Origin of the sequence: Amycolatopsis sp. TNS106 (genome assembly GCF_019330265.1) — a bacterium.
Classification (GTDB): Bacteria; Actinomycetota; Actinomycetes; order Mycobacteriales; family Pseudonocardiaceae; genus Amycolatopsis; species Amycolatopsis lurida.
The window spans coordinates 2,672,686-2,692,606 of sequence record NZ_CP024972.1 but is presented as its reverse complement, the minus strand read 5'-3'; the positions used below and the strand labels follow the sequence as shown (position 1 = coordinate 2,692,606).

The window sequence follows — 19,921 nt, the reverse complement described above, 5'->3', positions numbered from 1 at the left end:
TAGTCTGGGCCTGGTGCGCGAGACGAACTGGGCGGGAAATCAGACCTTCACCGCGGAACGGATCTTCCGCCCCCGCACCGTCGAGCAGCTCCAGGACGCCGTGGCCGGAGCGCCCGCGGTCAAGCCGCTCGGCAGCGGGCACTGTTTCAACGACATCGCGGATTGCCCGGGTGGTGTCCAGCTCGATCTGTCCGCGCTCGAAACGGACGTCGTCCTCGACGCGGAGTCCTCGACGGTCTCGGTGCCCGCGGCGGCCCGCTACGGCGACCTCGCCGTCCAGGTGCACGCGGCCGGGTTCGCGCTGGCCAACCTCGCTTCACTGCCGCATTGCACGGTGGCGGGCACCGTCGCGACGGCGACCCACGGCTCCGGGCGGCGTAACCAGAGCCTGGCGTCGGCGGTGTCCGGTTTGGAGCTGGTGACCGCCGACGGTGAGCTGAAGACGTTCTCCCGGCACGACGGCGTGGTCGTCGGCCTCGGCGCGCTGGGTGTGGTGACCCGGCTGACCCTCGACCTCGTGCCGTCGTTCGACCTCCGCCAGGACGTCTTCGACGGCCTGCCCTGGGAGTCGGTGTACGAGCACTTCGACGAGATCCAGGACGCCGGTTACAGCGTCAGCCTGTTCACGAACTGGGCCCGCGACGAGGTCGACCAGGTCTGGGTCAAAGGACCGGGACAGCCGGGAGGGGACTTCTTCGGTGCGACGGCGGCGGACGGGCCGCGGCATCCGGCTCACGCGGCGGGCATCCCGGCGGGCAACTGCACGCCACAGCTCGGCGTCACCGGGCCGTGGCACGAACGGATCCCGCATTTCCGCCTGGACTTCACGCCCAGCATCGGCAACGAACTCCAGACCGAGTACTTCGTGCCCGTCCGGCACGCCGTCGAGGCGATGGAAGCGATGCGCGAACTCGGGCACCGGCTGGCGCCCGTCCTGCTCACGTCCGAGATCCGCACGGTCGCGGGGGACGAACTGTGGCTCAGCCCGTTCCACGGCGGCGACCGGCTGGCCCTGCACTTCACCTGGCTGCCGGACGAGAAGGCGGTCCGCGAACTGCTGCCCGTCATGGAGGAGCGCCTGGCACCGTTCGACGTCCGGCCGCACTGGGGGAAGCTCTTCCACCGCGCGGCGGCCTACCCGAGGCTGCCCGATTTCCGGGCGCTCGCCGTCGAACTGGACCCGGACGGCAAGTTCCGGAACCCGTTCGTCCGGCGGCACGTGTTCGGGGAGAGCTAGTCCGATTGCGACCACGCCGCGACGGGCAGCGAGAGGTACACGCCGACGTCGTCGATCCCGGTCGCGGATTCGATGCTCGTGCGCAGCAGGTCCACTCGCTCCTGCCGGTTGTCCGCTCGGCTCGGGAACCACTTGGACCGGACCTCCACCAGGAGGTCGAGTCCGAAGCGGTCGAACGGTCCCGGCGTCCGGAAACGCAGTTCCACGTCGCCGGGCTGGAGGTCGCCGTCGTAGGGCTCCTCGGGGCATTCCACCGCGACGGACACGAGATGCGGCAGAACCGAGCCGAGTTCGCGCAGCTTGGCTTCGGGAAGATGGGGCGCGTAGGTGATTTCCACGAGAGGCACGGCACAAGCCTAGGGCAGGCGAAACTGCTATCGTGGCGGCAGTTGCTTGCTCGCGCGGGAGACCCCCGGCTGCTGCACTGGAGCCGCACGTTTCTCCCGAGGAGCCTTCATGTCTCTTCCCCTGGCCCGTCGTATGGACGGTGTCACCAGTTCTCCCGTGCGCGACCTGCTCGCGCTCACCGCCCGCCCCGGCGTGATCTCGTTCGCCGGTGGCATGCCCGCGCCGGAACTGTTCGACGTGGACGGCCTCCGCGCCGCCTTCGACCGGGCACTCGCCGACAAGTCCGCGTTGCAGTATTCGCCCACCGAAGGGAATCCGCGGCTGCGCGAGCTGCTCGCGCGGCGGCTGACCGCGCGCGGGGTCACGACCACTGTGGACGATCTGCTGATCACCACGGGTTCGCAGCAGGGCCTGCAACTGCTGAGCACCGCGTTGCTGGACCCCGGCGCCACCGTGCTGGTGGAAGAACCGGTGTATCTGTCGGCGCTGCAGTGCTTCCAGCTCGCCGAGGCCCGCGTCGTGCCCGTTCCCGGTGACGCGGAAGGGATCGACCCCGCCGCGCTGGACGAGATCGCGGCCAGGGAACGGCCGGCATTGCTGTATCTCGTCCCGACGTTCTCGAATCCCTCCGGGCGCACGATCGGCCCGGAGCGACGCCGCGCGCTCGCGGAAGTGATCGCTCGTCACGGGTTCTGGCTCGTCGAGGACGATCCGTACCACGAGCTCCGGTATCGCGGCGAACGCGAGGAACCGCTGTCGGCCCGTCCGGAACTCGCCGGGCGCACGATCTATCTGGGCACGTTTTCGAAGGTGATCGCGCCGGGGATGCGGCTGGGCTGGTTCCGGGCGCCGAGGGAACTGCTGCGCCGCGTCACGATCCTCAAGCAGGCGACGGATCTGCACAGCTCGACCGTCGACCAGGCGGCCGCGGCCGAGTACCTGGCGGTCGCGGATCTCGACGCGCACCTGCGAAAACTGTGCGAGACGTACCGCATGCGGCGTGACGCGATGCTGGCCGAACTGCCCGCGATCACCCCGCCCGGTACGACGTGGACGGACCCGGACGGCGGGATGTTCGTCTGGGTCACCCTTCCCGGCGGCGCGGACACCGACCGGCTGCTGCCCGAGGCGCTGCGGCAGGACGTCGCTTTCGTGCCCGGCTCGGCGTTCCAGGTGGGTGAGCCGGACAGGTCGGCGTTGCGGCTGTCGTTCGCCACGCACGCGCCGGAGACGATCGCCGAAGGACTGAGGCGGCTGGGCAAAGCCCTGTCGCAGTAAGAGGCCTTCGTCGGGACTTACGGGACCATCTGTGTCCTGATCGTCTGCGTAGGACAGTCGTGAGTGGTAAGTGTCGTTAGAACGACATGTCTGAGTTCAGGACATCGTGAACAGTTGATGTTTCAGGACATCGTGAACACTGACCGGCCTGTCGGCGTGATGACCAGGGTGTTTGTGGTGATCATCCGGCGATGGGCAGTACAGGGTTTTCGATGGATCCTGAGTTCGTCGCCGCGGTTGCGCGGGTCGCCGCGGGCGAGAAGATCAACATTTCGGGGTTCTGCCGTGACCGCGGCATCTCCCGGGGCGTGTTCCACAAGTATGTGACCCGGTTCAAAGCCGAGGGCGTGGATGGGTTCATCCGCCGCAGCACCGCTCCGCGTCACCATCCGACCGCGTTCGGGCCGGAAGTGGCCGAGGCGGTGCTGCGGGCCCGCAAAGAGCTCGAGGACGAGGGCTGGGACAACGGGCCGATCTCGATCCACTGGCGGCTGGAAGACGCCGGGTTCGAGCCGTTGCCGTCACGGTCGGCGATCTACCGGATCCTGCGTGATCGCGGCCAGATCACCCCGGAGCCGCGAAAGAGGCCCCGCACGAGGCGCCGGTTCGAATACGCCGACCCCAACGGGTGCTGGCAGATCGATGGCATGGAGTACTACCTGGCCGATGGGCAGAAGGTCTGCATCATCCAGATCCTCGACGACCATTCCCGCCTCGACGTCGGCACCTACGCCGCGGCCAGCGAGAACAGTGCTGACACCTGGGCGGCGTTGCAGCAGGCCTTCGCCGGCTACGGAGTACCGGTGAAAGTGCTCTCCGACAACGGCTTGGCTTTCTCCGGCAAGCACCGTGGCCTCATGGTCGAGCTGGAACGCCACCTCGCCGGAGAGGGTGTCACCACGATCGCCTCCTCGGTCTATCACCCGCAGACCTGCGGGAAGAACGAACGCGTCCACCAAACCCTGCAAAAGTGGCTCGCCGCACGACCCCCAGCCGAGAACCTCGTTGCCCTGCAACACCTTCTCGACCAATACCGGCACACCTACAACACCCAGCGACGGCACCAGAGCCTCGACGGCCAGACCCCGCAGCAACGCTACGACGCCAGCCCCAAAACCGCGCCATCCACCAACCGGCAAGCCCCCAGCGGCACCACCCAGCGGCCGATATCCGCCACCGGCGTCATCGCGTTCTCCGGCTGCTCCATCGTCCTCGGCCGACGCTGGGCAGGCCACACCGCGACCGTGTTCTGGCAAGGCGACCGCATCACCATCATGATCGGCGACACGGTCACCCACCAGCTCACACTCAACCGCTCAGTACGCTACCAACGTCTCACCAACCAGAAACCGTTCACGAAGTCCTGAAACACATCTGTTCACGAAGTCCTGAAACAGGACATGTCGTTAGAACGACACTTACCACTCACGACCACCCCGGCCGACGCGGTGCTCATCCCGTAAGCCGGCGTGCCCATTCGGTGATCACGGCGGCGGTCTTCGCCGGCTGGTCCTCGGCCGTGTACGCATAACTGTCGGGGATGGTCTTCAGCGGCGCGTCCAGCCGTTCGGCGAACCGCCGCGCGTGGGCGAGCGGGAACACGCGATCCTCGGCGGCCCAGGCGAGCAGGATCGGTTTGCCGAACTCGATGTCGAGGCGGGCGGCCGCCTCGCGGCTGTATCGCGCGGACACGCTGCCGATGGCCTTGCGGCCGTCGTGGCGGATCGCCGGATCGGTCAGGACCGGGCCGATGTAGCTCTCCATGGCCCGCGCGTCGACGGGGTACTTGGCGAGCCACCCGTAGGTGTTGCGCCAGCGCCAGGTGCGGCGGATCCGCAACGCCTGATAGAGCGCCCGGTAGGTCGCCGGGTGGACGGCGGTCGCCTTGAGGAGCCCGAAACCGCCGGGGTCGGGCGGCCAGGAGCATTCGGGGGTTTCGCAGCTGTTGAGCACCAGGCGCGCGATGCGGTCGGGGTAGGTAGTGGCGGCGATCTGGCTGTAGGCGCCGCCGGAATCGTTGCCGATCAGCGTGACGTCGGTCAGGTCGAGCGCGTCGAGGAACTGCGCGATCACGGCGGCCATCCCGGGCGGGGTCAGGTCGGTGTCGCGGGGCATCGGGACCAGATGAGCGCCGAGCGGCCAATCCGGGGTGACACAACGGAAAGCGGGGGAGAGCAGCGGGACGAGCGCGCGCCAGAGGTTCGCGTTGACCAGATAGCCGTGGACGAAGACGAGCGTCGGCCCGGTTCCGCTCTCGTGATAGCGCAAGGTTCCCGAGGGGAGTTCGGCCTCCTTCGCGGCGCCGAGCCGGGGATCCCGCCAGCCGGTGCCCGCCCAGTTCGTCATGCCCGCCGCCTTTCCCGGAGAGTTCTTGTAATCGTTGCAAGAACTGTAGCGTGGTTCTTGCAACGATTACAAGAACCGCTAAGCTTCCTGTGTGGACCCGCGTAAGGAACGGACCGTAGCCGCGCTCCTGCGCGCCGCCGACGAGGTCTTTCGGGAACGTCCGGCAGACGAGGTCACGGTCGAGGAGATCGCCGAGCGGGCGAGGGTCTCCGTCGGCTCGCTCTACAACCACTTCGGCTCGAAGGCGGGCCTGCACGCGGTGGTAGTCGAGCGCGCCCTCCAGGTGGATCGCGAGTACATGGACCGCGCCTATGTGCCCGGCCGCAAGCCGATCGAGCAGATCTACGCCGCCGCCGACGAGTATTTGGCGTTCTATCTGGCCAACCCCGACTACTTCCGGATGCTGGCCTTCCCTCGTGAGCCCGGTGGGTACGCGGCGGGCCACGAACTCGCGGAACGGCTCGCCCGGTCGGTCGCCGAGCAGAACGCTCGGCTGGTGCGCGCCCTGCGTGAAGGGGTGGAGGCCGGCGAACTGCGGGACGTCGACCCGGAGGTGGCCGCCACCGTGCTGTGGGCGGCGTGGAACGGGATCATCAGCCTCGGCTGGCGGCCGGATGCCTTGCGCCGCGACGAGAAGCAGCTGCGTGCCCTGCTCGCCGCGGCGACCGGGATCGCCGCGAACGGCTTGCTGAAACGCTAGGCCTGCGGGTCCCAGGTCAGCAACCGGACCTTGCTGACGGTCTGGACATGCCGCCGCATCGCGTTCGCGGCCGCCTTCGGGTCGCCGTTCCGGATGGCCTCGGCGATGTTGTGATGCTGGCTCAGTGAGCGCCACGGCCTGCCGGGCTGCCGCAAGGACTCGTTGCGGCTTTCCGCGATCTGCGTGTCGATCGAGCGCATGAACTCCGCGAGGAGCGCGTTGTTCGCGGCGGCGGTGATCGCTTCGTGGAACCGGCGATCGCCTTCGGCGCCGTGTCCGCCTTCCTCGATCTCGGTCTTCATGTACTCCAGTGCCGCGTCGATGGCGGCGAGATCCGCGTCGGATCGTCGCGACGCGGCCAGTTCCGCGAGCTTGGTCTCCATCGCCTCGCGGGCTTCGAGCACTTCCGGCAGCCTGCGGCGGCGGGCGACGAGCTCGTCGACCGGTTCGACGTCGAGGTGATCGTTCCGCAGGTAGGTGCCCCCGCCGTGCCGGGACTCGAGCAAGCCTTGCACCTCGAGCACGACGATCGCCTGCTTGATCGACGCGCGGCTCACCCCGAGCCGCTCCGCGAGATCGCGTTCGCTGGGGAGTTTGTCGCCCGCGTGCAGGCCGGACTCCTCGACGTGCGCCTTGATCCGCTCGACGACCTGCTCGTAGAGCTTCGCCCGGTTCAACCGGCTCAACGCCTCCGGCACTGTCCCTCCCTCGACTGGGCAAGTGGCTCAGCCAATTTACCACTCATGGGTTGACAGGTGGTCGTCGTCACAGGGAAAGTGGCTCAGCCACTAGTCCACTCGGCCACTCGCCAAGGGGCTCCCGCCGTCAAGGAGGACGGTCATGTCCGCCCAGCTGATCTCGATCCTCGTCCTCGTGGTGATCTTCGTCCTCGCCACGACCCGCTCGATCAACATGGGGGCGCTCGCCTTCGCCGGCGCGTTCCTCGTCGGCACCCTCGCCGGTGGCCTGGACACCGACGGCATCTTCGCCGGCTTCCCCGGCGACATCTTCGTGGTGCTGGTGGGCGTCACCTATCTGTTCGCCATCGCCAGGGCCAACGGCACCACCGACTGGCTGGTCGCCGCTGCCGTCCGGCTGGTCGGCGGCCGGATTGCGCTCATCCCGTGGGTGATGTTCGTGATCACCGGCGCGCTGACCGCGATCGGCGCGGTGAGCCCGGCGGCCTGCGCGATCGTCGCGCCGATCGCGCTCGGTTTCGCCGCCCGCTACAGGATCAGCCCGCTGCTCATGGGCGCGATGGTGGTGCACGGTGCGCAGGGCGGCGGATTCTCGCCGATCAGCGTCTACGGCTCGATCGTCAACGGGATCGTCGAACGCAACCACATCGCGGGCAGCCCCGTGGTGCTGTTCTTCGCGAGCCTCGGCATGAACCTCGCCATCGCGGGTGTCCTTTTCGTCGTCCTCGGCGGGACCAAGCTCCGGCGCCGCCGGCTCGTGGCGGCGGGCACCGGGGGAGTGGAGACCGACGAGGAGCCGCTGCCGCACGAACAGCGCATTCCCTTGGACGGCCCCAAAATCGTGACGCTGATCGGTCTGGTCGCGCTCGTGGCCGGCACCCTCGTGTTCGACCTCGACCCGGGCCTGACCGCCATCACCGTCGCCGTCCTGCTGAGCGTCGCGTGGCCCAAGACCAGCCGTTCCGCCGTCTCCGAGATCACCTGGCCGACCGTGCTGCTGATCTGCGGTGTGCTGACCTACGTGGCGGTGCTGAAGGAGATCGGCACCATCGACTACGTCGGCAACGCGGTCACCACCGTCGGGATCCCGCTGCTCGCGGCGCTGCTGCTCTGCTACATCGGCGGTGTCGTCTCCGCCTTCGCGTCGTCGGTCGGGCTGATGGGCGCGCTCATCCCGCTCGCCGTGCCGTTCCTGGCGCAGGGCACGATCGGGCCGGTCGGCATGATCGCCGCCCTCGCGGTCTCGGCGACGATGGTGGACGTCAGTCCCTTCTCCACCAACGGCGCGCTCGTCCTCGCCAACGCGAAGGACGTCGATCGCGACAAATTCTTCAAACAACTTCTGGTCTACGGGGCGCTCGTGGTGGCCATCGTGCCGCTGATCGCCTGGCTCGTGTTCGTCGTGCCCGACTGGGGCTGAGGAGGAGATCCATGCTGGTTGCCGGGAAGAGTGACCGGGTCGCCCTGCGGTTCGGGGCCGAATCCCTGACCTACGGCGAACTCGCGTCCGTCGCGGGCCCACTCGCCGCCACGCTGGCCGGCCGTACGCGGGTCGCGGTGTGGGCGACGCCGACGCTGCGGACCTGTGTCGCGATCGTCGCCGCGCTGACCGCCGGAGTCCCGGTGGTGCCGATCAATCCGAAGGCCGGTTCCCGCGAACTGGCGCATATCGTCGCCGACAGCGTGCCGGACCTGGTGCTGGCCGCACCGGACGCGGAGTTGCCGCCGGAACTCGATGTGCTGCCGCGGGTTCCGGTCGAGCTGGACATCTCGGGCGCGCCCTGGCAAGGCGAGGAACCGGATCCCGAGAGCCCGGCGTTCGTCATCTACACCTCGGGCACCACCGGACCGCCGAAGGGAGTCCTCCTTCCGCGCCGGGCGGTGGCGTCGAATCTCGACGCGCTCGCCGAGATCTGGGACTGGACCGGCGCCGACGTCCTCGTGCACGCCCTTCCGCTGTTCCACGTGCACGGCCTGATCCTGGGCGTGGTCGGCCCGCTGCGGCGCGGCGGTTCGCTGCACCACCTCGGCCGGTTCTCGACCGAAGCGGCCGCGAAGGAACTCGCCGGTGCGGGCACGATGCTCTTCGGTGTCCCGACGATGTACCACCGGCTCGCGGCCGACTGCGAGGCCGATCCCGCGCTGGCCGCCGGAGTGGGCGCGGCGCGGCTGCTGGTTTCGGGTTCGGCGGCGCTGCCCGCGGCCGACCACGAGCGGATCGCCGCCGCGACCGGGCAGCGGGTCGTCGAACGTTATGGCATGACCGAAACACTGATGAACTGCGGTGTCCGGGCCACCGGGGACCGGCGGCCCGGTGCGGTCGGCCCGCCGGTGCCCGGCGTCGAGCTGCGGCTGGTCGACGACGCCGGAGAACCGCTCGCCGGCGAGTCCGTCGGCGAGATCGAGGTTCGCGGCCCGAACCTGTTCCTCGGTTACCTGAACCGGCCGGACGCCACGGAAGCCGCGATGCGGGACGGCTGGTTCAAGACGGGCGACATGGCGGTGCGCGATCCGGACGGTTACGTGCGGATCGTGGGCCGCCGCGCCACCGATCTGATCAAGAGCGGCGGATACAAGATCGGCGCGGGCGAGATCGAGAACGCGCTCCTGGAACATCCCAGGGTCGCGGAGGCGGCCGTCACCGGGGAGCCGGACGACGACCTCGGCGAGCGCATCGTGGCCTGGATCGTCCCGGCCGGGGCCGAACCGACGGCTGAGGAACTCGCCGACCACGTCGCCGGACTGCTCTCCCCGCACAAGCGGCCGCGGGTGGTGCGATACCTGGAAGCGTTGCCCCGCAACGAGATGGGCAAGGTCCTCAAGCGGGCTCTCCATGACTGACCCGCTGGGCTGGGCGGGCTACGCCGCTTCCCTCGCCCGCGCAAGGGAACGCACGGGCACGGACGAGTCGGTGGTCTGGGAGCGCGCGAAGATCGGCGGCCACGAGGTCGTGGTGCTCCGCTTCGAGTTCGGCTTCCTCGGCGGTTCGGTCGGGACCGGCACCGGCGCGCTGATCGAGCGGGCGCTCGACGAGGCGCGCTCGCACCGGTTGCCCGTCGTCTCGCTGCTGTCCACCGGCGGCACCCGGATGCAGGAAGGCGTTCCCGCGCTGCGGCAACTGCAGCGGATCGCGCGCGGTCTGGCACTGCTGCGTGAAGAGCGGTTGCCGCACATCACCGTCGCGCGACACCCCACCACCGGCGGGGTGTGGGCGTCCCTCGGCGCCGACGCCGATGTCGTACTCGCGGTCCCCGGCGCTCAAGTGGGGTTCGCCGGACGCCGGGTGCGGCCGGAGCGATACGCCGACGACCCCGCGTACACGGCGGAAAACCAGTACGCGGCCGGATATGTCGACGAACTCGTGGCCGAGGAAGCGATCGCCGACCGGCTGGAGGTGTGGCTCGGTCTCCTGACCGGTGCTTCCCGGAACCGCCCGGCGGAGTTGCCCCGCGCGCTCGGCGCCCTCGATCCCGCCCCGGACGGCTGGCAGGCCGTTCTTCGCGCCCGGTCGGCGGACCGGCCCCGCGCGGGCGCCTACCTCGACGACTACTTCGACACCCGCGTCACCCTCCGGGGCGGCGCCGACGACGGTGTCCTCTGTGGACTCGGAAGCAGGGGAGGGCGGCCGATCGCCTTCGCGGCGCAGACCGGGACCGCGACCACGCCCGGCGGTTTCCGGACGGCGACCCGGCTGATCCGCCTCGCCGACCGGCTGGGGCTGCCGGTGCTCACCCTCGTCGACACCCCGGGCGCGGCCGCCGGTCCGGCCGCGGAGACGGCCGGGGCCGGGAACGCGATCGCCGAACTGTTCGGCACGATCGCGGCGGCGAAGGTGCCGATCACGACCCTGGTGATCGGGGAAGGAGGGTCGGGTGGCGCGCTCGCCCTCTGCTCGGCGGACCGGATCTGGCTCACCCCGGACGCCTGCTTCTCCGTCATCGCCCCGGAACTGGCGGCCGGGATCCTCAAACGGGACCCTGAAGAGATCCCCGCGCTCGCCGACGCGCTGAAGCCACGGCCCGAAGATCTGCTCGCCCTCGGTGTCATCGACGGCATCGCGGGACCGGAACCGGTCACCTTCCTGGGATAAGGGGTTCGACATGGTCAAACGGATGTCCGTCGCGGTGCTCGCCGCGATCACGCTCGGCCTCCTGGTCACGCCGCCCGGCCAAGCCGCCGGTGCCGCCCGCTACGTCGCCATGGGCAGTTCCTTCGCCGCGGGGCCAGGAATCGCGCCGCAGCAGCCCGGAACCCCGGCGGCGTGCGGACGTTCGACGAAGAACTACGCGAGTCTCGTGGCCGGGGAACGCGGATTCGCCCTCACGGACGTCACGTGCAGCGGAGCGACCACGGCGAACATCCTCACCGCCGGACAGGCCGGGCAGCCGCCGCAGATCGAAGCCGTCACAAGAGACACCCGCCTCGTGACCGTCACCATCGGCGGCAACGACGTCGGCTACGTCGGGAGCCTGTTCACCTACGGCTGCCAGAACACCGCTGGCGCGAACTGCGGACAGGTCGACCGCGACGCCGTCCGCGCGGCGCTGACCACGGTGCACGAGAAGATCGGCGCCGTCATCGCGGCGGTCCATCAGCGCGCGCCGCGGGCGCGAGTGCTGGTCGTCGACTATCTGACGATCGTGCCGCGCACCGCGCCCGCCTGCGACGGCGTTCCGCTCACCTCGGAGCAGTTGGCCTTCGAACGCGAGGTCGCGGACCGGCTCGCGGCGGCGACCCGCCGGGCGGCCCGTGCCGAACGGGCCGCCCTGATCCCGGCGGCCGCGGTCAGCGCGGACCACGACGCCTGTGCCGCCGTTCCGTGGATGGAGCGGTACGCGGCCGCGCCCGGACGCGTGCCGTACCACCCCAACGAGGCCGGGATGGCGGCCGTCGCGGACCTGATCACGGCACGGCTGCGCGCTTGAGGGGTGTCGGGTCGCGGTGGGTAGCCGACCGTGTCGCGAAAGCCACTTTCGGGACATCACACGTCGCGAAAGTGGCTTTCGCGACACGCGGCCCGCCGCCTGGCCTCACCTCTCGGCGGCCGCGCGGAAGGTGCGGCGGTAGCTGTCCGGCGGCACGCCGACCGTGCGGTTGAAGTGCCGCCGCAATGTGGCGGCGGTGCCCATCCCGGTGGCCTCGGCGATCAGGTCGACGCTGTCGTCGGTCCGCTCCAGGAGTTCCTGCGCGCGGCGGATGCGCTGGTTCAGCAGCCAGCGCAACGGCGTCGTCCCGGTGGCCGACCGGAAGTGCCGGGCCAGGTTGCGTGAACTCATGTTCGCGTGGCGGGCGAGGTCCTCGACGGTCAGCGGCCGGTCGAGCCGTTCGGTGATCCAGGGAAGCAGCCCGCCGAGCGGATGGTCGTCCTGGTCGGGAACCGGGGCGGTGACGAATTGGGCCTGCCCGCCCGCGCGGTGCGGCGGGACGACCAGGCGGCGGGCGATGGTGTTCGCGACCGCCGAACCGTGGTCGGACCGGACCAGATGCAGGCACAGGTCCATCGCGGCGGCCTTGCCCGCCGAGGTGAGCACGCGGCCGTTGTCCACGTAGAGGACGTCCGGATCGACCTCCACCGAGGGAAACCGGGCGGCGAGGACGTCGGTGTGCGCCCAGTGCGTCGTCGCCCGGCGGCCGTCCAGCAGTCCGGCGGCCGCCAGCACGAACGCGCCCGTGCACAGGGAAGCCACCCTCGCGCCCGCTTCGTGGGCGGCGCGCACGGCGGCGACCAGCTCCGGCGGCGGATCGACGTCGATGTCGGCCCAGCCGGGGACGATGACGGTGCCGGCGCGCTTCAGCTCGTCGAGCCCGTGCTCCGGTTCGAGCAGGAACCGGCCGACCCGCACCGGCTCCGTGCCGTAGACGCCGAATTCGTACAGGCCGGTGTCGAAGACCTCGTGGGCGATGGACAGCTCGAACTGCAACATCCCGTCCGTGGCGGCGAGGGCGACCGTGTTCATGTCCGAAAGTGTACGCATGATGGCGTTCCGGACACTGTCGAGTGCCGCGATCCGCCGACAGGATGGTCCACAGTGGATCGGCCGAGGACAGGAGAGACCATGGGGACCAACGACGTCGCGGTGTTCGGGGCTTACGGGCACACCGGGAGGTTCGTGGTGGCGGAGTTGCGCGAACGCGGATTCGGTGTGCTGGCCGTAGGGCGCGACGAGGCGAGACTGCGCGGCCTGCCTTGGCCCGATCTCGACGTGCGGCAGGCGTCGGTCGACGACCCGGCTTCGCTCGACCGCGCGTTCGCCGGCGCGGACGCGGTGATCAACGCCGCCGGGCCCTTCGCCGACACCGCCGCTCCGGTGATCGAAGCGGCGCTGCGGGCGGGCATCCCGTACCTGGACGTGGCCGCGGAGCTCGAAGCGAACATCGACACCTTCGCGCGGTTCGGCGATCGCGCCTCGGGAGCGACGGTGATCCCGGCGATGGCGTTCTTCGGTGGCCTCGGGGATCTGATGGTCACCGCCGCGATGGGGGACTGGACGTCCGCCGACGAAGCGCACGTCGCGTACGGGCTGAGCAGCTGGCATCCGACGGAGGGGACTCGCGCGGCGGGCAGGGTCTCGCGGGAGCGGCGGGACGGGAAGCGGATCCGGTTCTCCGGCGGCCGGATCGAGCACCGTGACGACGCGCTGCCGGAGCTGGACTGGGACTTCCCTGCCCCGCTCGGGACCCGAGCCGTGCTCGGTGAGTTCACGATGGCCGACGTCGTCACCGTCCCGAGCCATCTCGCCATTCCCGAAGTGACCACGTACATGACCGTGAACGCGGCCCGTGAGGTCGTGACGCCCGAGACGCCCGCGCCTCCCGCCGACGGCCCTTCTTCGCAGGAGTTCGTGGTCGACGTCGTCGTGCGGGCCGGCGGCGAAGAACGGCGGATCGTCGCGCGGGGGCAGGACATCTACGCGATCACGGCCCCGCTGGTGGTGGAGGCCGTCCAGCGCGTGCTCGACGGCCGGACCAAGGCGACCGGCGTCGTCTCCGCGGGCGAGGCCTTCGACGCGGCCGACTTCCTGGCGGCGCTGGCGCCGCGGGTGACGGTAGAGCAACTTGCATAATAACCACACGCATCCAGCAGCTTGGGCGACGTGAGGCTCGCTATCGACGACCGGCGCCTTTGCCTGACAGACGGTTTCGGGCTTGATCAGACAGCGCTCGGGCTGATCTGCCTCGCGGTGAGGCAACGCGTGGCGCTCGCGAACGTGTTGACGCCCGACGTGCCGCTCCTGCTCCGCATCTGCAGCGGCCCTGTTCAAGGTCAGGCGTCACCGACGCTCGTGGCCGGAGCGGTGAGGCAGCAGCGGCCAGTCAGAAGAAAGCACTGAACAACGCCCGCCTCGGAGATTAACTTGTACCAGCTGTGACGTGTAATCCCGCAAGGATTCTCTGAACGGTCGCTCCACGGTTATTGAATGCTGTTCCCCAGGGCACGCCGGCGCGTTCGGAAAGCGGATGAACTCCGAGCGCTGCGCGCGTTCAACACCGAGCCTGACGGGGTCTAGTCCTAGGGTCTGGTCACTCTTCTTGACATTTGAGAACAGAGTTTTGAACGAATGACAACACGGCGCTCGGCTTTCTAGGGCGTGTCCTGCGGATCTTTTCCATGATCATGTGCAGATGATGGATGGTGGTGGGTCGTGGTGAGCTGACGGATAGGGCTTGGGCAGCGATTGCGCCGTTGCTGCCTGTGGAGACAGGTCGCAGGGGTGGGCGGTGGCGTAGTCACCGGCAGGTGATCAACGCGATCTTGTGGCATGAGCGGACGGGTGCGCCGTGGCGTGATCTGCCGGAACGCTATGGGCCGTGGAAGACCGCGCATGAGCGGTTGCGGAAGTGGACCGCGGACGGGACGTGGGACCGGATCCTGGAACACGTGATCGTCAAAGACGACTCCCTCGGGTCACTGGAGGAGAACGTCGAGTTTGTGATCAGTGTCGATTCCACGAGTGTCCGGGCGCATCAGCACGCGGCCGGCGCCCGGAAAAAAGGGGCTGCGCGGACTGGGTCGAAGACCTCGCCGTCGACGGCGAATGCCTCGGACGCTCCCGAGGCGGACTGACGACCAAGCTTCACCTGGCCGTCGACGCCGCGGGGCTGCCGTTGGCGGTGATCCTCACGCCGGGGCAGGCCGGGGACAACCCGCAGCTGCTGCCGCTGCTGGATGACATCCGGGACATCGAGGTGGACGGACAGAAAATACGGGTCGGGCGGGTGCTGGCCGACAAGGCTTACACCCACCCGAGCACCCGGAAAGCGCTGCGGGAGCGCGGGATCAAGGCCACCATTCCCGAACGCGCCGACCAGATCGCCCGCCGCAAAGCCAAGGGCAGCGCGGGTGGCAGGCCACCGGCTTTCGACCCCGACCTCTACAAGCTCCGCAACGTGGTCGAGCGATGCTTCAACCGGCTCAAACAGTTCCGTGGCCTGGCAACACGGTTCGCCAAACGAGCCGCCTACCACCGCGCCGAAATCATCCTCGCCTGCATCGTCCTCCACCTCCGATGAAGATCCCCAGGACACGCCCTAGATCCTCGAGTACGAGCATACCGGCGGTCGGACGCTGACTCGCGACCATCAGGTCGCTACTCAGCTGAGTGTGGCGGGATCGGGTCGACGAGCTCAACGTCCGTGTCAGTCCGTAGGGGGCCAGGACTCCCCTGCCGCAATCAGTGCAGGCCGCTGGCAGAGGAGGGCAACCAGCCGGAACCTCCGGACGCATGACTCCCAACGTCAGCACCGAGGCAGGAGCAGACGCTGTCTCCTTGCGGACGACCGCTGGTGCCGGGTTGCCCGGTCAGCTGGGTTGCCACCTCCAAGGGTGTCGGGACGAAGTAGAAAACGGCAGGTGAATCGATTTAGGTACGGGTGCCTGCGGCATAGCGTGGAAGCCAATGTCCTGCGACCTGGGCTGCGTAGGCTTCGGTGACCCACGGGCAACCATGCAGTCGAGCCGCGTGGTGAAGCTTCGTGGTAAAGTAGTAGCCTTCTAGACGATAGGTCGGCCGTTGTCGAAGAAGCTTACTCTCTATGGTCGTGACACAGAGTTACGGGTCGCGGCTGACTTGCTTGGACGGGACGCCGCAAAGGTGATCATCGTCGGTCCTTCTGGTATCGGAAAATCCGAGTTTCTGCGGTCTCTTCCTCTTGCGCTTTCTTCGCCGACCAAGGCGATCATGGTTAAGTACACGGTAGAGTCATCGGCGCACTCTGTTGGTCATTTTCTTCAGCTTCTAACCTCGCAGATTTTGGAGTCTACTCGCTTGCGTGGCCCCAGGATTCGAGACGTCTCAAGTGCTCTCGTGCGCGGCACGCGAGACCATGCATGGTCGCTAGCTACTGCGGCGCTGTTCGATGCTGTCGGCGCCTTATTTCCTAAAACCAAGAAAATTGCCGAGACGCTAGCAAAATCGATTTCCGATGAAATTGCGAAGAACACTCATTTCATTGGAGTAGACCGACTAAGAGAAGCTGGCTCGAATGATATGCTCGCCGGTTTTTCCACGCTCTTAGGGGCACTTGATGATAGCGGGGTCGGCGGCGTGATTATTGTCGACAAGTTTGAGTCGGCATCGTCGGGAGTCGAAGATGCGGTGATGGCAATTTCTGATCAATTGCCGCCTAGGTGGCGATTGTGCATGGCGGTCAACGATGAGATACCCGAAGGCATCGGTCTGCTTGAGCGGATCTGGCCGCGTCTGTCATACATGGGCGCGCACCAAGTTCATTTGAGTCCGCTGGATGCTTTTGCCTTGCAAGAATGGTGTCGATCTTGGAATATTAGTGTTCGGTCGTTCTCGGCGCTGCAGACTGTGGTAAGAAACTGCCAAGGTCGGCCATTGCTTTTGCGAGAATGGGTTGAAGGAAATTCAAGTGATGCTGCTGACTATACTATATGGGATCGCTTGGGTCCATACTATGAAAAACGCATTAGGGAACTAAGTACCTCGGCTCGAAGATTAATTCGAATCGTCTCGATGCTCCCCGTCAATGAGGGCTTTGACATAAATTTTGCTCGGCGACTAATGGGAGTTTCGTCATCTGGCGAAGCTTACGATACTCTCGAAGAATTGATGCGAGCGAACTTTCTTGAATCTACGGTCGAAGACCTTGATAAATTTCATTTTGTGCACGATGTGACGAAGTTTCAAGTGGTTCGCTCGTTGCCGCCTGCAATTAGACGCGAATCAGCGAGTCTTCTGCTTGAAGCAATGGGATCGATCGGTGCTGCCAAAACAATCCTGCATCGATATGAGATGACTGTTCTCGCGGACGAAGCTTCGCAATACGAGATATTCACCAGTAATGCCCTCTCGGTTGCCAATGAGCTTATAGCGCAGTCGGCCTATGTTCCGGCAATCGATTTGTATGAGCGCTGCTTGCGCGGAGGTTCGATCAGTGACGATTTGCGGTTTCGTGCCATAGCTCGGCTCGGTTTAGCTGAAGTGATGCACAGCACGGGATATTATCGTGAAGGGCTTAGTTTGCTGTCACCGGCTAGTGACAATGAGTATGCAGAAGATGACATGGGCCGCCTTTATCTCGTGCGCGCACGGCTGCTGCTTCGACTTAACTCCTATTTCGAGTGTAGAGTTCAGCTCAGGCTAGCTGCAGATAACTTCATGCGGACAGATGATCTGGGGGGACAAATTGCTGTCGCAAAAGAGGAAAACACTATCCTTCGCGATCTTGGCAGTTATGTTGAAGCGGTGACACACGCGGCCGAACTTGTCGATCGTGCGCGAAGTCAGCGTGTGTCGAAGCTGCTCCTGGCATCTTGTCTGCGAGCTCTTGCCCGGTCTGGCGCAAAAGCAGTACGTACTGCTCCGGCTGTGGATGCGGCTCGTGAAGCTCTGGATCTGGCGACGGACTGCGGGGCCATTGGCGCAATAGGTAGCGCCCATTTAGCTTTAGGTGAAGTATTTAGGCACGGATCAAATGTGGAAGAGTCCTTGTCCGAGTATAGTTCCGCCGCCGAAATTGCCACCAAGATCGGCGACGTAGACTTACTGATATGGGCAACATTGGGTAAGTCTGATGCGTATCTTCTTCAGGGTAATCTTGCGCAATCTGAAGTTGCGCTCGGCGCCATTCGGCGAATTCTTCATGAAAAAGAATCGATGCACCCACTTGAGTATCTTCACTGGCGACTTTCTGATGCTGTGATATCATATCTTTCGTCTCCAACGAGGTTCAACTTTGTGGAAATACGGAGAGCTGCCGCCGAGTATGGAAAGTTGGGCATAGAATGGCCGTCGAGGTATGTCGAGGAGTTTCAAAAAGACGCCTTTATTCCTGCTTCTGCGATGCAGTTTTGAATTACGCGCGGAGTTGGAATGCCTAATTTTTCGGTCGGCAAAGAAATTGTTGTGGAGTCCGATGGGCGGACGCTAAATGTCCGACACGTCGAGGCTGGTCTTCTTGAAGGTGTTGTCGTCCGAGTTAGTGGGGCTCCTGAAGTGGTTCCAGTAATTGTTCGCGTTCAAAGTTCTTGCATATTAAGTGAATCTTTCGGTGCGGTGGACTGTGATTGTAAAGGTCAATTAGACGCAGCGATTGAACTTGTCGCTATGGAAGGTGGTTTTGTCGTTTATCTGCTGGAAGAGGGGCGGGGCGCGGGCCTGCGTGCCAAGCTGGAGGCGATTTCAATCCAGCAGTCGCAGGGGGTTGACACTGCTGCGGCTTTCAGTCGATTGGGCATCGAGAGTGATCCGCGTGACTATGCGGAAGCTTCGCAGGTTTTGCGGTATCTGATTGATGATCGGCCCGTAGTCTTGTTGACTAATAATCCGACAAAGGCCTCTTTGATTCGCGAGAACGGTGTCAATGTAATCGGTACGCGAAGGCTTGTTGTGGTAAAGAATGAATTAATGCGTGAGTATCTTGATGAGAAGGCGCGGGTACTGGGTCATGTCATCAGCTGACCGTGGAACATGGCGGATAGATCGACTTCGGTGCTATGCCGTGGCTGGTGAATTGAAGAGCGCAAAGCCTCCGATGGTGCGGCATCCGTTGCGAGAATTTGATGTAGCTCTCGCTGTCTGGGCGGAGATAGTTTTTGTTGCCGTCTGTCATCAGACGAACTGGGATCGTCTTCACGGTCATGTAATGAAGATTGCGCGTTCTGAGCCGGGCAAGCTCGATCCGAGTTACTTGGCTGATTTGGATCGCGACCTGACCTGGGGATTACTTGGAGCCGGCTTAGAATCGCGAGTGCATCTCGGGGAAAGGAGTCGGATCTTGAATCTCTTGGGTGTTTCAGCTCGAGAGCGAGCCGTGCGCGATTATCTGCATGGCGTCATGGCGACCCCGGTATTTCTTGGCGGGCCGGGCGGCTTCTATGAATTTCTTGACTCGTTGGGGCCGTACGCCGAGGATCCGCTTAGGAAGAAGGCGCGTATTCTAGTTCAACAGTTGGCTCGCAGCGAGCTGATCACACCAAAAGATCCGGAACTGCTGGCACCTGCCGTTGACTACCACATAATTAGGCTCTACATGCGCACTGGCCGGGTCTATCCGGCGCGGGCTACCGGATATCGAACGTATGCAGAAAGTAAGCTGGCGCGACCGGCGACGTTGCTGTCGCTGCGTAAAGCTGTCGAAGGCGCGATGCAGTTGACTGCTGAATTCGCCAGCCTTCGAATCGACGACCTCAACCATCTTGAGTGGCAGGTGGCTCGATCGTTCTGCACTCGCGAGGAGGCGCGGTGTAATAAGGGGCCGCTTCCTGCCAAGTTAGTCGACCTGCCGCTAGTGGAACTTTCCCAGGAGCGAAGTGGTTGTCCTGTAGGGTCGGCTTGTTTCGGTCGTATCGATGCTCATTGCCGTTCCCTGGTCGAGCCACGTTCGGCCAGTAGCTTCTATTAAGTCCACGCTGGCGGCCGAATTCAGCGATTCGTTGTCGATACCTTCTCATCAATCGGCGAGGTTGGATATTTCGTGGTGCTCACGAGGTGTGAGATTGTAACTACTTTATAAGTACCCTCAGCTCAATGTTTGCACTGCCTGTTTTTGCGCGGCTTCGTTTTCTTCGTCGATGGCGATTTTGAGCAAGTCTGACTTTGGTTACCTAAATTTCACATCACACTTTCGATCACTTGGAAGACCGCGTTCTTAAGAGTTCGACTCGGGTGTCGGAACGGGGCTTGTCTTGGCAACCGGAATCGCCGGCGTGAGTGCAGGTTGCGATGGATGGCCAGGCGGCTAACGAAGGGCGTGATCAGGAGGCTGTGCAGTGTACGGGCTACGTGGTTGTACCTGACGGGCATGATAAAGCGCGTAGGGCATTCGTTGGCCGGTGCTCGCGATCGA

16 protein-coding genes and 1 pseudogene are annotated in these 19,921 nt (G+C 65.6%); 13 read left to right on the top strand and 4 right to left on the bottom strand.

Features of this window, described 5'->3' with window-relative positions; all coding sequences use genetic code 11:
• Positions 1-13: 13 nt before the first annotated feature.
• Positions 14-1,237: an FAD-binding protein gene (locus CVV72_RS12115; RefSeq protein WP_219152529.1), complete on the top strand. Its 1,224-nt coding sequence runs from the start codon at positions 14-16 to the stop codon at positions 1,235-1,237.
• On the opposite strand, the gene CVV72_RS12110 is transcribed toward CVV72_RS12115, so the two are convergent.
• Positions 1,234-1,584: a hypothetical protein gene (locus tag CVV72_RS12110; protein WP_034316452.1), complete on the bottom strand. Its 351-nt coding sequence runs from the start codon at positions 1,582-1,584 to the stop codon at positions 1,234-1,236. The genes CVV72_RS12115 and CVV72_RS12110 overlap by 4 nt on opposite strands.
• Before the next feature lie 109 nt (positions 1,585-1,693).
• Between CVV72_RS12110 and CVV72_RS12105 the strand changes: the two genes are divergently transcribed.
• Both CVV72_RS12105 and CVV72_RS12100 read left to right on the top strand, forming a co-directional pair.
• On the top strand, positions 1,694-2,863 hold the full coding sequence (locus CVV72_RS12105) for a PLP-dependent aminotransferase family protein (RefSeq protein WP_255632646.1): 1,170 nt from the start codon (positions 1,694-1,696) through the stop codon (positions 2,861-2,863).
• A gap of 212 nt (positions 2,864-3,075) precedes the next feature.
• The gene (locus tag CVV72_RS12100) at positions 3,076-4,230 is read left to right on the top strand and encodes an IS481 family transposase (RefSeq protein ID WP_219145817.1); all 1,155 of its coding nucleotides are present in this window, start codon (positions 3,076-3,078) and stop codon (positions 4,228-4,230) included.
• An 85-nt stretch (positions 4,231-4,315) separates the two neighbouring features.
• Here CVV72_RS12100 and CVV72_RS12095 read toward each other — a convergent pair whose 3' ends face one another.
• Positions 4,316-5,209, bottom strand: coding sequence for an alpha/beta fold hydrolase (locus CVV72_RS12095; protein ID WP_219152528.1), 894 nt, complete (start codon positions 5,207-5,209; stop codon positions 4,316-4,318).
• A gap of 91 nt (positions 5,210-5,300) precedes the next feature.
• Here CVV72_RS12095 and CVV72_RS12090 point away from each other — a divergent pair, with 91 nt between their 5' ends.
• Positions 5,301-5,909, top strand: coding sequence for a TetR/AcrR family transcriptional regulator (locus CVV72_RS12090; protein ID WP_219152527.1), 609 nt, complete (start codon positions 5,301-5,303; stop codon positions 5,907-5,909).
• Here the strand turns inward: CVV72_RS12090 and CVV72_RS12085 are convergent.
• Positions 5,906-6,607 carry a FadR/GntR family transcriptional regulator gene (locus tag CVV72_RS12085; RefSeq protein ID WP_219152526.1) on the bottom strand — a complete coding sequence of 234 codons (702 nt, stop codon included), beginning with the start codon at positions 6,605-6,607 and terminating at the stop codon, positions 5,906-5,908. The genes CVV72_RS12090 and CVV72_RS12085 overlap by 4 nt on opposite strands.
• A gap of 142 nt (positions 6,608-6,749) precedes the next feature.
• On the opposite strand from CVV72_RS12085, the gene CVV72_RS12080 reads away from it, so the two are divergent.
• Genes CVV72_RS12080 through CVV72_RS12065 form a run of 4 tightly spaced genes read left to right on the top strand, consistent with a single transcriptional unit; the run spans position 6,750 to position 11,532 of the window.
• Positions 6,750-8,027, top strand: coding sequence for an SLC13 family permease (locus CVV72_RS12080; protein WP_219152525.1), 1,278 nt, complete (start codon positions 6,750-6,752; stop codon positions 8,025-8,027).
• A gap of 11 nt (positions 8,028-8,038) precedes the next feature.
• A complete protein-coding gene (locus tag CVV72_RS12075; protein ID WP_219152524.1) occupies positions 8,039-9,448 on the top strand; it encodes an acyl-CoA synthetase in 1,410 nt (469 codons plus the stop codon).
• Positions 9,441-10,697 carry a carboxyl transferase domain-containing protein gene (locus tag CVV72_RS12070; protein ID WP_219152523.1) on the top strand — a complete coding sequence of 419 codons (1,257 nt, stop codon included), beginning with the start codon at positions 9,441-9,443 and terminating at the stop codon, positions 10,695-10,697. The genes CVV72_RS12075 and CVV72_RS12070 overlap by 8 nt, the downstream gene beginning before the upstream one ends.
• A 10-nt stretch (positions 10,698-10,707) precedes the next feature.
• Complete coding sequence (locus tag CVV72_RS12065) at positions 10,708-11,532, top strand: SGNH/GDSL hydrolase family protein (protein WP_219152522.1); 825 nt, start codon at positions 10,708-10,710, stop codon at positions 11,530-11,532.
• Positions 11,533-11,637: 105 nt separating this feature from the next.
• On the opposite strand, the gene CVV72_RS12060 is transcribed toward CVV72_RS12065, so the two are convergent.
• A complete protein-coding gene (locus CVV72_RS12060) occupies positions 11,638-12,564 on the bottom strand; it encodes a helix-turn-helix domain-containing protein (RefSeq protein WP_219152521.1) in 927 nt (308 codons plus the stop codon).
• A 99-nt stretch (positions 12,565-12,663) separates the two neighbouring features.
• On the opposite strand from CVV72_RS12060, the gene CVV72_RS12055 reads away from it, so the two are divergent.
• From CVV72_RS12055 to CVV72_RS12035, 5 genes and pseudogenes are all read left to right on the top strand, one after another.
• Positions 12,664-13,671, top strand: a complete 1,008-nt coding sequence (locus CVV72_RS12055) for a trans-acting enoyl reductase family protein (RefSeq protein WP_219152520.1) — start codon at positions 12,664-12,666, stop codon at positions 13,669-13,671.
• Positions 13,672-14,237: 566 nt separating this feature from the next.
• Positions 14,238-15,118 (top strand): annotated as a pseudogene (locus CVV72_RS12050) (IS5 family transposase).
• 500 nt (positions 15,119-15,618) lie between these two features.
• A complete protein-coding gene (locus CVV72_RS12045) occupies positions 15,619-17,928 on the top strand; it encodes an ATP-binding protein (RefSeq protein ID WP_219152519.1) in 2,310 nt (769 codons plus the stop codon).
• Positions 17,929-17,946: 18 nt separating this feature from the next.
• Positions 17,947-18,534, top strand: coding sequence for a GTP cyclohydrolase (locus CVV72_RS12040; protein ID WP_219152518.1), 588 nt, complete (start codon positions 17,947-17,949; stop codon positions 18,532-18,534).
• A gap of 40 nt (positions 18,535-18,574) precedes the next feature.
• Positions 18,575-19,477: a hypothetical protein gene (locus CVV72_RS12035; RefSeq protein WP_219152517.1), complete on the top strand. Its 903-nt coding sequence runs from the start codon at positions 18,575-18,577 to the stop codon at positions 19,475-19,477.
• The last annotated feature ends 444 nt before the right edge of the window (positions 19,478-19,921 follow it).